At 55.4% G+C, this 12687-nt stretch carries 11 protein-coding genes and 4 tRNA genes; 5 read left to right on the forward strand and 10 right to left on the reverse strand.

The features are described 5' to 3' along the window. Positions 1–28: 28 nt before the first annotated feature. The 5 genes from crr to cysZ all read right to left on the reverse strand — a co-directional run bounded on the left by crr (position 29) and on the right by cysZ (position 4900). A complete protein-coding gene (gene crr, locus HMPREF9538_RS03255; protein ID WP_000522253.1) occupies positions 29–538 on the reverse strand; it encodes a PTS glucose transporter subunit IIA in 510 nt (169 codons plus the stop codon). 42 nt (positions 539–580) lie between these two features. Continuing rightward, a complete protein-coding gene (ptsI, locus tag HMPREF9538_RS03250) occupies positions 581–2308 on the reverse strand; it encodes a phosphoenolpyruvate-protein phosphotransferase PtsI (protein ID WP_004180827.1) in 1728 nt (575 codons plus the stop codon). A gap of 44 nt (positions 2309–2352) precedes the next feature. Further along, a complete protein-coding gene (gene ptsH, locus HMPREF9538_RS03245) occupies positions 2353–2610 on the reverse strand; it encodes a phosphocarrier protein Hpr (RefSeq protein ID WP_002913505.1) in 258 nt (85 codons plus the stop codon). A 380-nt stretch (positions 2611–2990) separates the two neighbouring features. Then, entirely contained in the window at positions 2991–3962 is a 972-nt protein-coding gene (gene cysK, locus HMPREF9538_RS03235) for a cysteine synthase A (protein ID WP_002913498.1), read from the reverse strand. A 176-nt stretch (positions 3963–4138) separates the two neighbouring features. Beyond that, a complete protein-coding gene (gene cysZ / locus HMPREF9538_RS03230) occupies positions 4139–4900 on the reverse strand; it encodes a sulfate transporter CysZ (RefSeq protein WP_004174922.1) in 762 nt (253 codons plus the stop codon). A 230-nt stretch (positions 4901–5130) separates the two neighbouring features. Here cysZ and zipA point away from each other — a divergent pair, with 230 nt between their 5' ends. The 3 genes from zipA (at position 5131) to HMPREF9538_RS03215 (ending at position 8497) form a co-directional block, all read left to right on the forward strand. Beyond that, entirely contained in the window at positions 5131–6192 is a 1062-nt protein-coding gene (gene zipA, locus HMPREF9538_RS0128435) for a cell division protein ZipA (RefSeq protein ID WP_020317234.1), read from the forward strand. 69 nt (positions 6193–6261) lie between these two features. Further along, a complete protein-coding gene (gene ligA, locus HMPREF9538_RS03220; protein WP_009486214.1) occupies positions 6262–8277 on the forward strand; it encodes an NAD-dependent DNA ligase LigA in 2016 nt (671 codons plus the stop codon). A gap of 1 nt (position 8278) precedes the next feature. After that, positions 8279–8497, forward strand: a complete 219-nt coding sequence (locus HMPREF9538_RS03215; protein WP_002913440.1) for a DUF3820 family protein — start codon at positions 8279–8281, stop codon at positions 8495–8497. On the opposite strand, the gene HMPREF9538_RS03210 is transcribed toward HMPREF9538_RS03215, so the two are convergent. After that, entirely contained in the window at positions 8494–9492 is a 999-nt protein-coding gene (locus HMPREF9538_RS03210) for a bile acid:sodium symporter family protein (protein WP_002913439.1), read from the reverse strand. The two genes, HMPREF9538_RS03215 and HMPREF9538_RS03210, sit on opposite strands and share 4 nt — an antisense overlap. A gap of 88 nt (positions 9493–9580) precedes the next feature. Between HMPREF9538_RS03210 and HMPREF9538_RS03205 the strand changes: the two genes are divergently transcribed. Beyond that, positions 9581–10507, forward strand: coding sequence for a LysR family transcriptional regulator (locus HMPREF9538_RS03205; RefSeq protein WP_009486215.1), 927 nt, complete (start codon positions 9581–9583; stop codon positions 10505–10507). An 84-nt stretch (positions 10508–10591) separates the two neighbouring features. Here the strand turns inward: HMPREF9538_RS03205 and HMPREF9538_RS03200 are convergent. From HMPREF9538_RS03200 to HMPREF9538_RS03185, 4 genes are all read right to left on the reverse strand, one after another. Beyond that, positions 10592–10667: transfer RNA gene (locus tag HMPREF9538_RS03200), tRNA-Lys, on the reverse strand. A gap of 3 nt (positions 10668–10670) precedes the next feature. Then, positions 10671–10746 (reverse strand) — tRNA-Val (locus HMPREF9538_RS03195). A 46-nt stretch (positions 10747–10792) separates the two neighbouring features. After that, a tRNA-Val gene (locus tag HMPREF9538_RS03190) sits at positions 10793–10867 on the reverse strand. A gap of 45 nt (positions 10868–10912) precedes the next feature. Then, positions 10913–10988, reverse strand: a tRNA-Val gene (locus HMPREF9538_RS03185). 259 nt (positions 10989–11247) lie between these two features. Between HMPREF9538_RS03185 and gltX the strand changes: the two genes are divergently transcribed. After that, a complete protein-coding gene (gltX, locus tag HMPREF9538_RS03180; protein ID WP_002913437.1) occupies positions 11248–12666 on the forward strand; it encodes a glutamate--tRNA ligase in 1419 nt (472 codons plus the stop codon). Positions 12667–12687: the final 21 nt, after the last annotated feature.

A 12687-nucleotide genomic window follows, 5' to 3' on the forward strand; every position in this document is an offset into this window, starting at 1 on the left:
TTTCGGCGCCATTTTTATGCAGCAAGCATTACTTCTTGATGCGGATTACCGGGGTTTCACCCACGGTCACGCTACCGGACAGTTTGATCAGCTCTTTGATCTCGTCCATGTTGGAGATAACCACCGGCGTCAGAGTCGACTTGGCTTTCTCTTCCAGCAGCGGCAGATCAAATTCGATAACCGGATCGCCGACTTTCACGCGCTGACCTTCTTCAGCGATGCGCTTGAAGCCTTCGCCTTTCAGTTCAACGGTATCAATACCGAAGTGAACGAACAGCTCGATGCCGCTATCAGATTCAATAGAGAACGCGTGGTTGGTTTCGAAAATTTTACCAATGGTACCGTCTACCGGCGCGACCATTTTGTTGCCAGTCGGTTTGATGGCAATCCCATCGCCCACAATTTTTTCCGCAAAAACCACATCCGGCACGTCTTCAATGTTGACGATCTCACCGGAGAGGGGAGCAACAATCTCAATAGTTCCGGTGTCTTTCTTGTCATCAGAAACCAGAGATTTCAATTTATCAAACAAACCCATGATCTTCTCCTAAGCAGTAATTTGGGCCGCGCATCTCGTGGATTAGCAGATTGTTTTTTCTTCAATGAACTTGTTAACCAGCGTCATTAACTCGTCCGTTGTCGGTTGAGCAAGAGCCTGCTCTGCTAATACTTTCGCATCTTCGAAGTTCGTATTACGAATAATCTTCTTGATGCGCGGGATGGAAATGGCGCTCATAGAGAATTCGTCCAGCCCCATACCCAGCAACAGAAGTGTAGCACGTTCATCGCCCGCAAGCTCACCGCACATGCCAGTCCATTTACCTTCAGCGTGAGAAGCATCAATAACTTGCTTAATCAGATTCAGTACAGACGGTGACATCGGCTGGTAAAGATGTGAAATCATATCATTACCACGGTCAACTGCCAGAGTATATTGCGTTAAATCATTGGTGCCGATACTAAAGAAATCAACTTCTTTGGCCAGATGACGAGCAATAGTCGCCGCAGCCGGTGTTTCCACCATCACGCCGATCTCAATGGATTCGTCAAATGCTTTACCTTCGTCACGCAGTTCCTGTTTGTAGATTTCGATCTCTTTCTTCAGCGCACGCACTTCTTCAACAGAGATGATCATCGGGAACATAATGCGCAGCTTACCGAAAGCGGAGGCACGCAGGATGGCGCGAACCTGGTCGCGCAGGATCTCTTTACGATCCATTGCAATACGCACGGCACGCCAGCCGAGGAACGGGTTCTCTTCTTTCGGGAAGTTCATGTACGGCAGCTCTTTGTCGCCGCCGATATCCATGGTACGGACGATAACGGCCTGAGAGCCACAGGCCTCAGCCACCGCTTTATAGGCCGCAAACTGTTCTTCTTCAGTTGGCAGCGCGTCACGGTCCATGAACAGGAATTCGGTACGATACAGACCTACGCCTTCGGCGCCGTTGCGCTCAGCACCTTCGACATCGCGAACGGTACCAATGTTGGCGCAGACTTCAACCTGATGGCCGTCGAGGGTAATCGCCGGCAGATCTTTCAGTTTCGCCAGTTCGGCTTTTTCTTCCGCAACCTGAGCCTGCAGACTACGCAGCGCTTCAATTTGCTCGTTAGACGGGTTGATCAGAACCTGGTTGTTCACCGCGTCGAGAATCAGATAGTCGCCGTTCTTCACCTGCGCCGTGATGCTGCCGGTGCCCACGATGGCCGGCAATTCCAGGGAACGCGCCATGATAGAGGTGTGGGAGGTACGACCGCCCGCATCGGTGATGAAACCCAGCACTTTATTCAGGTTCAGCTGTGCGGTTTCAGACGGGGTCAGATCGGCGGCGACGAGGATGACTTCATCCTGAATCGCACTCAGATCGATGATTGCCAGACCAAGGATGTTGCGCAGCAGGCGCTTACCGATATCACGTACGTCAGCCGCACGTTCTTTCAGGTATTCATCATCCAGCTCTTCCAGGGCAGTGGCCTGACCGTCGATAACTTCATTGGCTGCCGCGTCGGCAGTCATGTGCTTATCTTTAATCAGGGCTATGATTTCCTGCTCAAGCTCCTCATCTTCCAGCAGCATAATATGCCCTTCGAAGATGGCTTCTTTTTCTTCACCGAAAGTTTCACCAGCTTTGGTTTTGATGACCTCCAGCTGGGCGGAGGCCTTGGCGCGGCCGCTCAGGAAACGTTCGACTTCCTGATCAACCTTATCGGCAGAAATTTTCTTCCGGTCGATGACAATTTCATCTTCCTTCAGCAGCAATGCTTTGCCGAAGGCGATACCCGGGGATGCTAAAATGCCTGAAATCATAACCCTACCTTACTTGTGACTGATATGAAAAAGAACCCGTGAACTTACTCGAGTTCAGCCATCAGTTTAACCAGATGCTCAACAGCTTTCTGCTCATCTTCGCCTTCAGCGGAGAGGGTCACTACGGTGCCCTGGGTCAGGCCCAGAGTCTGCAGTTTGAACAGGCTTTTGGCGCTGGCGCTTTTGCCGTTGGAGGTTACAGTGATCTCAGAAGTGAAGCCTTTAGCTTCTTTAACAAACTGAGCAGCAGGGCGGGTGTGCAGACCGTTCGGAGCGGTAATGGTAACTTCTTGCTGGAACATTATATTTCCCCAACTTATAGGTTTAGTGTTGTGGACCTAAAGTCTAGTCTAACGACTCGACTTTAGCCTGTATTGTTAGCGCCGGCGTTACGTTTCCGGCCTTGGCGTCGGCAGCGCCTGGCGCTGCGAAGACCTGCGGGCCATTGACGTCTAGCACGTCATTAAACATTATGCCGCGAAAGGAAGACTTGAACCAAATCATAAAATCGATTCAGCTGGCGGAAATCCTCTTCTGAATAATTTCGCGCATCAAAATAAATGTGCTGGTTAAATACCAGACCCTACGAGGTGAATCAATGCCAGGAGGGGTAAAACTTTGACGTGTGCCACAAAAAAGCACCCGAAAAGGTGCTTTTTTACACATTATTTACAAGCTGGCACTACTGTTGCAGCTCTTTCTCAGTGAAGAGATCGGCGAACAGCGCGGTGCTTAAATAACGCTCACCTGAGGAAGGCAGGATAACCACAATATTCTTGTTGGTAAAGGCCTCATCTTCCTGCAGCTTCAGCGCGGCGGCAACGGCGGCCCCGGAAGAGATACCCGCCAGGATGCCTTCTTCTTCCATCAGGCGGCGCGCCGTGGAGATAGCTTCCTCGTTGGTAATGCCGATCACTTTGTCGACCAGCTTCAGATCCAGGTTGCCAGGAATGAAGCCGGCGCCGATACCCTGAATTTTGTGCGGACCCGGCTTGAGCTCTTCCCCCGCCAGCGCCTGGGCGATCACCGGGGAATCGGTCGGTTCAACGGCGACGGTGATCAGATCTTTTTTACCTTTGGTGTTTTTGATATAGCGGCTGACGCCGGTCAGCGTTCCGCCGGTACCTACGCCGGAGATAAACACATCCACCTGACCATCGGTATCTTCCCAGATTTCCGGGCCGGTAGTCTTCTCGTGGATTTCCGGGTTAGCCGGGTTGCTGAACTGCTGCAGCAGCAGGAATTGTTCCGGGTTGCTGGCGACAATCTCTTCCGCTTTCTGGATAGCGCCTTTCATGCCTTTGGCGCCTTCGGTCAGCACCAGGTTGGCGCCCAGGGCTTTCAGCAGCTTACGACGCTCGATGCTCATGGTTTCCGGCATGGTTAGCGTCAGTTTGTAGCCGCGGGCCGCCGCCACGTAGGCGAGGGCGATACCGGTGTTGCCGCTGGTCGGCTCGACCAGTTCCACGCCAGGTTTCAGAACGCCGCGCTTTTCAGCATCCCAGATCATATTGGCGCCGATACGGCATTTTACGCTAAAGCTCGGGTTACGAGATTCTACCTTTGCCAGGATACGGCCATTACCGATGCGGTTCAGTCGTACCAGCGGCGTATGACCGATAGTCAGGGAGTTGTCTTCAAAAATCTTACTCATGGCCCGTCCTTAACTGTATGAAATTTGGGGGTACGGCATCAGCATACCCGCTTAAAGAATATGCGGAAGTAAGGATTTAGCATATCTATATGCGGAAGGGAAATAATGATAAGCAAGAAGGAATAAGCGCGATATAAGGGAGCGGCCTTTGCCGCCCCCAAGTGAAGGTGTTACCGCTATTTCCAGCTGGCGTGTCTATCGCGATAGCAATCGACCCACATGGCGGTGGCGCCGCAGATAGCCACCGGAAGGATCACCAGGTTTAACACCGGGATCATTGTGAACAGGCTGGTGAGTGCCCCAAACTGCATATTCATCACTTTGCGACTGCGCAGCGCTTCGCGCATGGTTTTGAAGGGAACCTTGTGATTATCAAAGGGATAATCACAGTATTGAATCGCCAGCATCCATGCGCTGAACAGGAACCAGAGTACCGGGGCTACCGTCTGGCCAACGCCGGGAATAAAGTAGAGCAGCAACAGCACGATGGCGCGCGGCAGATACCAGGCCAGCTTCTGCCACTCACGCTTCATAATCCGCGGAATATCTTTCATGATGCCAAAGACGCCGACGTCCGGCGGGGTAGCGCCGGTCAGGCGCGCTTCCAGCTGTTCCGCCAGCAGGCCGCTGAACGGCGCGGCTATCCAGTTGGCGATCGTCGAAAAGAAGTAGCCAAACACCAGCAGGATTGAGAGCACTACCACCGGCCACAGCAGGTAGTTTAGCCACTGCAGCCAGTCCGGCACATGGCTCATCAGCGAGGGGATCCAGCTGCCGAGACGGGTAAACAGCCACCAGAAGGCAGCGCCCATCAGCAGCACGTTAACCAGTAAAGGCAGGAAGACATAACGCCGTATGCCCGGCAGCCCGATGAGTTTCCAGCCCTGCGAAAAATAATAAACGCCGCTGCGCGGGGTCGGTGCGGATGATGAAACCATAGCCAGGCATTGCTCCTTTTTTAACATCCGGTGTGAATGCTCGCTTATTTTATCGGGTCGTCAGACAATAACCAGTTAGGAAATGTTCGAAAAAACAGCAAAAAGCACGATTTAGTTCATCTTTATGTGGTGAAAGCGACCGACGCACTTGCACTTGAGGTAATCGGCAAATACTCTTAGTGAGTAAATGTTTGCCGTGGTGGCAAGGTGTTAGAACAACAGAGAATATAATGATGCAGGATTTGCGTCTGATATTAATCATTGTTGGCGCGATCGCCATAATCGCTTTACTGGTACATGGTTTCTGGACCAGCCGTAAAGAACGTTCTTCGATGTTTCGCGATCGCCCACTGAAACGTATGAAGTCGCGCGACGATGAGTCGGAAAACGACGACTTTGATGATAATGTTGAAGGCGTAGGAGAAGTCCGCGTTCATCCGGTGACTCACGCCCCGCACGGCGCGCATGGGGAGCATGAAGCCCCTCGTCAGGCGCCGCAGCACCAGTACCAGCCGCCTTACGAGCGCCAGATGCAGCAGCCTGCGCGTCCTGAAGAACCTGTTCGCCAGCCGCCGCAACCGCCGCGCCAGGCCCCGGTTCCACCGCAGCAACAGCCTGCGCCGCATGCGGCTCCGCAGCCTGGCTGGCAACAGCCGCAACCTGCGCAGCCGCCCGTACAACCGCAACACCAGCCGCAGCCTGTTGTGCAGCAGCCTGTCGCGCCGCAACCGGTGACGCCGACCGTCGCTCAGCCGCAGCCAGCCGCCCCGCAGCAGCCTGCGCCACAGCCTGTTGCCGCGTCGCAGCCCGCCGTCGCGGAACCGCAGCCGGTAGAGCCGCAGCAGCCCGCCGCGCCGCAGCCGAAAGAGCGCAAAGAGACGGTCATTGTGATGAACGTCGCCGCGCATCATGGCGCCCAGCTTAACGGTGAAGTGCTGATCAACAGTATCCAGCAGGCCGGCTTTAAGTTTGGTGAAATGAATATTTTCCACCGCCACCTAAGTCCGGACGGCAGCGGTCCGGTGTTGTTCAGTCTGGCCAACATGGTGAAACCGGGAACCTTCAATCCGGACAGCATGGCGGATATGATGACCCCTGGGGTGACTATCTTTATGCAGGTCCCTTCCTACGGCGATGAACTGCAGAACTTCAAGCTGATGCTGCAGTCTGCGCAGTATATCGCTGACGAAGTGGGCGGCGTGGTGCTTGACGATCAGCGTCGCATGATGACGCCGCAAAAACTGCGTGAATACCAGGATCGTATTCGCGAAGTGAAAGACGCGAACGCCTGACGTTCCGCGTTAACTCAATCCTTTCTCAACCCCCGCCTGTCGGGGGGTTTTTTTTATTGATGGTGTGATATGGAACCAATCGAACAACAACTGACTGAACTGCGAACCACGCTTCGCCATCATGAATATCTGTACCACGTTATGGACGCGCCGGAAGTGCCGGATGCGGAATATGACCGCCTGATGCGCAAGCTGCGCGAGCTGGAGAGCCAGCACCCGGAGCTGATTACCCCGGATTCGCCAACACAGAGGGTGGGGGCGGCGCCACTCACCGCCTTTAGCCAGATCCGCCATGAAGTGCCGATGCTGTCGCTGGATAACGTGTTTGACGAAGAGAGCTTTCTCGCCTTCAATAAGCGGGTACAGGATCGCCTGAAAAGCACAGATCATCTTACCTACTGCTGCGAGCTTAAGCTCGACGGCCTCGCGGTGAGCATTCTCTACGAAAACGGCGTGTTGGTGCAGGCGGCAACCCGCGGCGACGGCACCACCGGCGAAGATATTACCTCTAACGTGCGAACTATTCGCGCCATCCCCCTCAAGCTGCATGGCGAGAATATTCCTGCACGCCTTGAGGTACGTGGGGAAGTGTTCCTCCCGCAGGCCGGGTTTGAAAAAATCAATGAGGAAGCTCGCCGCACCGGCGGGAAAGTGTTTGCTAACCCGCGTAATGCGGCAGCGGGTTCGCTGCGCCAGCTCGATCCGCGCATCACTGCGAAGCGACCGCTTACTTTCTTCTGCTACGGCGTGGGCGTGCTGGAGGGCGGCGAGCTGCCGGCCAGCCACTCGGCTCGGTTGCTGCAGTTCAAAGCATGGGGGCTGCCGGTGAGCGATCGTGTCACCCTGTGCCATACCCCCGAGGAAGTGCTTACTTACTATCGTAAAGTCGAGGAAGAGCGTCCCCACCTGGGCTTTGACATTGATGGCGTGGTGATCAAAGTCGATTCGCTGGAGCTGCAGGAACAGCTGGGTTTCGTCGCCCGCGCGCCGCGCTGGGCCGTGGCCTTTAAGTTCCCAGCACAGGAGCAGATGACCTTCGTCCGGGACGTGGAGTTCCAGGTGGGCCGCACCGGGGCGATTACGCCGGTGGCGCGTCTGGAGCCGGTCCATGTTGCCGGCGTGTTGGTGAGCAATGCCACCCTGCATAATGCCGATGAAATTGAACGCTTAGGCTTGAAAATCGGCGACAAGGTGGTGATTCGCCGGGCAGGCGATGTGATCCCGCAGGTGGTTAACGTGGTGCTTTCCGAGCGTCCTGCGGATGCCCGGGATGTCGTCTTCCCGACCCACTGTCCTGTATGTCAGTCAGACGTTGAACGGGTGGAAGGCGAGGCGGTAGCCCGCTGTACGGGCGGTCTGATCTGCGGCGCGCAGCGCAAAGAGTCGCTCAAGCACTTCGTCTCCCGTCGCGCGCTCGACGTTGACGGCATGGGCGACAAGATCATCGACCAACTGGTGGAGAAAGAGTACGTCCATACCCCGGCGGATCTGTTCCGGCTGACGGCGGGGGAACTGACCGGGCTGGATCGAATGGGGCCGAAGTCCGCGCAAAACGTAGTCAATGCCCTCGAGAAAGCCAAAGAGACGACCTTCGCACGCTTCCTCTACGCCTTAGGTATTCGCGAGGTAGGAGAAGCGACGGCGGCGGGCCTGGCGGCGCATTTCGGCACTCTCGAAGCCCTGGAGCAGGCTTCAATTGAGGAGCTACAGAAAGTCCCTGATGTCGGCATCGTCGTCGCTACCCATACCTTCAACTTCTTTGCCGAAGAGAGCAACCGCGATGTCATTGCGCAACTGCTGGCGGAGGGGGTTCGCTGGCCTGCGCCGGTGGTGGTGAAGGCGGAAGAGATTGATAGCCCGTTTGCAGGCAAAACCGTGGTCCTTACCGGCAGCCTCAGCCAGCTGTCGCGCGATGACGCCAAAGCGCGTCTGGTGGCGCTGGGGGCGAAGGTGGCAGGCAGCGTGTCGAAGAAAACCGACCTGGTGATTGCCGGCGAAGCGGCGGGGTCTAAGCTGGCGAAAGCGCAGGAGCTGGGCATCGAGGTGATTGACGAAGCCGAAATGATGCGTCTGCTGGGAGAATAACGTGGATAAAGCGCAGCTGGTCGAGATAGCCAATACCGAAATGCCGTTCGGTAAATACAAGGGACGTCGCTTAATCGATGTCCCGGAAGAGTATTTATTGTGGTTCGCGCGTAAGGATCAATTCCCTGCCGGGCATCTTGGCGAGCTGATGGCGTTGACCCTGCTGATTAAAACCGAGGGGCTGAGCGATCTGGTCCAGCCCCTGAAGAAAGCGCGTTAGGCTTTGGCCGCGTTGGCCTTTTCCTCAGCGAGACGCGCATCGGTTTGCTGCTTGTAGCGCCGCGCCAGCACCGCGCAGACCATCAGCTGGATTTGGTGGAAGATCATCAACGGCAGCACCATGATGCCGAGGATGGAGGTCGGGAAGAGAATATTGGCCATCGGAATGCCGTTGGCCAGGCTCTTTTTCGAACCGCAGAAGACGATGGTAATCTCATCGGCTTTGTTAAAGCCGCAGCGGCGGGCGACAAAGACGTTGACCGCGATGACGATGGCCAGCAGCACCAGGCTGACCACTACGATAAACAGCAGCGATCCCAGACCGACTTTATGCCAGATGCCATTCACCACCGCCTCGCTAAAGGCGGAGTAAACCACCAGCAGAATCGAGGTCTGGTCGGTCTTACCAATCCACTTCTTATGCTTCGCCACCCAGTCGCCAATCCACGGCCGCGATAAGTGACCGAGCACGAAAGGCAGCAGCAGCTGCAGCATAATTTTACCGACCTGCTCCAGACTGCCGCCTGCGCCGTGAAGGTTCATCAGGACCCCCACCAGTAGCGGGGAAACAAAGATCCCCAGCAGGCTGGAGGCCGAGGCTGAGCAAACCGCAGCCGCGACGTTGCCCCCGGCCAGCGAAGTAAAGGCGATAGCGGATTGCACGGTGGCCGGCAGAATGCACAGATAGATAAAGCCGCTGTAGAGCATCGGATCGACATTCACCGGCGCCCACCAGGCAAACAGAACCCCGAGTAGCGGGAAGAGAATAAAGGTGCTGCACATCACCCATAGATGCAAACGCCAGTGGCTGCCGCCGGCGATAATCGCCTCCCGGGAGAGTTTAGCGCCATGCATAAAGAACAGCAGCGCGATGGCGGCGGTGGTCAGATGTTCAAAGAAGGGGACGAAAGCGCCACGGGCCGGGAAGAATGAGGCCAGCAGGACAACGGTGATTAGCGTTGCCGTAAACGGATCGAGAATACGGAAAAGTTTCATAAACGCTCCTGAAAAGAGATGCGCTATTGTGCTTTTTTTCATTTGAGAAATAAAATTGATTTATTGCATCTATTCATGAATAAAAAAGATGAATTACTCTCTGCGTCAGTTAAAAGTATTTGTCACCGTCGCCCGGGCCAGAAGCTTCAGCCGGGCAGGGGAGATGATTGGCTTAAGTCAGTCGGCCGTCAGCCATAGCGTCAAGGAGCTGGAGCATCAGACCGGCGTCCGTCTGCTCGACCGTACTACTCGCGAAGTGGTGCTCACCGAGGCGGGTCAGCAGCTGGCGGGCAGGCTGGAACGTTTGCTTGATGAGTTGACGATTACCCTGCGTGACGCCGGGCGGGTAGGCCAGCAGCTGAGCGGCACCGTCAAGGTCGCCGCCAGTCAGACGATTTCCGCCCACCTTATTCCGCAGTGTATTGCTCACAGCAATCGTCGTTATCCCGATATCGATTTTGTGCTGCACGATCGGCCCCAGCAGTGGGTGCTGGAGAGTATCCGCCAGGGGGAAGTGGATTTTGGCATCGTGATTGATCCGGGCCCGGCGGCAGACCTTCAGTGTGAAGTGGTTCTGGCGGAACCATTTTTGCTGCTCTGCCGGGAGGATCATCCTTTTGCCAGCCTGACAGAAGTGCCGTGGCTGGCGCTGCAGGATGAAAGGCTAATCCTGCAGGATTATGCGTCCGGCAGCCGCCCGCTGATCGATGCGGCCCTCAGCAGGCTGGCTATCCGGGCGAACATCGTCCAGGAGATTGGCCACCCGGCAACGCTGTTTCCGATGGTAGAATCGGGAATTGGCATCAGCGTTCTGCCGGCACTGGCGCTACCGTTACCGCAGGGGAGCCATCTGACGGTGAAACGGCTGACTCCGGTGATGGAGCGGCAGCTGATGCTGGCATGCAGGAAAAATCGCTCGCTGTCGACCGCCGCTCAGGCGTTATGGGAAATTGTGCGTGAAGAAGGGGAGAATTTAACCGCCGCCAGGGTTGAAGATCCGCTATATCAGCGCTGACAGAGGGGATTGCTGCGGAGGGACTCGTGGCAGGGCCATGTTCCGCGCAAAGCAAAAAGGCGCCTTTAGGGCGCCTTTTTACATTGGTGGGTCGTGCAGGATTCGAACCTGCGACCAATTGATTAAAAGTCAACTGCTCTACCAACTGAGCTAACGACCCGAGTGGTGGGTGATGACGGGATCGAACCGCCGACCCCCTCCTTGTAAGGGAGGTGCTCTCCCAGCTGAGCTAATCACCCACTTCGGTACTTCACATTTTGACAGAAAATCCAGCTGGCGAGAAAGTGGTGGGTGATGACGGGATCGAACCGCGACCCCCTCCTTGTAAGGGAGGTGCTCTCCCAGCTGAGCTAATCACCCACTTCTCAATTTTCTGTTCTACACGGCGGAGACTACGTTAAGTAGTGGTGGGTGATGACGGGATCGAACCGCCGACCCCCTCCTTGTAAGGGAGGTGCTCTCCCAGCTGAGCTAATCACCCCCGCTGTGTGGAGTCGCATTATAGGGAGAGTTGAAAATGAGTCAACGCCTTTTCTAAAGAATTCGTTCGTTCGTCGTAAAATTAAACAAAGCGATCGCGAAACCGGCGCCATAGCATGATTTATAAACAAAAATGGCAAACCGTGACGTTCCGATGGGAACAACATTGAGGAATCAGCCCACGGTGTTAGAATATTGACCCATAATTTCCACCGGACATTGCCGGCTATCGGCATCTTTATTAAACGTAAGGCCAATTCATGAAAATCAAAACTCGCTTCGCGCCAAGCCCAACCGGCTATCTGCACGTTGGCGGTGCGCGTACTGCTCTCTATTCCTGGCTTTTTGCCCGTAACCACGGCGGTGAGTTTGTGCTGCGTATTGAAGACACCGATCTCGAACGCTCCACCCCGGAAGCAATTGAAGCCATCATGGATGGCATGAACTGGCTGAATCTGCAATGGGACGAAGGCCCCTATTTCCAGACCAAACGTTTCGATCGTTATAACAACGTAATCGATGAGATGCTGGAAGCCGGTACCGCTTACAAATGCTATTGCTCGAAAGAACGTCTGGAAGCGCTGCGCGAAGAGCAGATGGCGAAGGGTGAGAAGCCGCGTTACGATGGCCGCTGCCGCCATAGCCACGAGCACCATGCTGATGATGAGCCGTGCGTCGTGCGTTTCGCCAACCCGCAGGAAGGTTCGGTTATTTTTGACGATCAGATCCGCGGACCTATCGAGTTCAGCAACCAGGAACTGGACGATCTGATCATTCGCCGTACCGATGGTTCCCCGACCTATAACTTCTGCGTGGTGGTAGATGACTGGGATATGGCGATCACTCACGTGATCCGCGGCGAAGATCATATCAACAACACGCCGCGCCAGATCAACATCCTCAAAGCGCTGAATGCGCCGGTGCCGGTTTATGCGCACGTGTCGATGATCAACGGCGATGACGGTAAAAAACTTTCCAAGCGCCACGGCGCAGTGAGCGTGATGCAGTATCGCGACGACGGCTACCTGCCGGAAGCGCTACTCAACTATCTGGTGCGCCTGGGCTGGTCTCATGGCGATCAGGAGATTTTCACTCGCGAAGAGATGATTGAGTTCTTCTCGCTGGGCGCGGTGAGCAAATCCGCCAGTGCCTTTAACACCGATAAACTGCTGTGGTTAAACCATCACTATATCAATACCCTGCCGGCGGAGTATGTGGCAACGCATCTGCAGTGGCATATCGAGCAGGAAAATATCGACACTCGCAACGGCCCGCAGCTGGCTGAGCTGGTGAAACTGCTGGGCGAGCGTTGCAAGACGCTGAAAGAGATGGCCCAGAGCTGCCGCTACTTCTATGAAGAGTTCGCTGAATTCGATGCCGACGCCGCGAAAAAACATCTGCGTCCAGTGGCGCGTCAGCCGCTGGAAGTGGTTCGCGATAAGCTGGCGGCGATTAGCGACTGGACGGCGGAAAACGTCCATCACGCGATTCAGGCAACTGCTGATGAGCTGGAGGTGGGGATGGGTAAAGTCGGTATGCCGCTGCGCGTGGCGGTTACCGGGGCAGGGCAATCTCCTGCGCTAGACGTTACTGTCCATGCTATCGGTAAATCCCGTAGCGTAGATCGTATCAATAAAGCGCTGGCTTTTATCGCTGAACGCGAAGGCCCGGCGTCCTGACGGCGTCGCAGCTGAAACAAC

It is taken from the genome of Klebsiella sp. MS 92-3, from assembly GCF_000195655.1.
Classification (GTDB): Bacteria; Pseudomonadota; Gammaproteobacteria; order Enterobacterales; family Enterobacteriaceae; genus Klebsiella; species Klebsiella pneumoniae.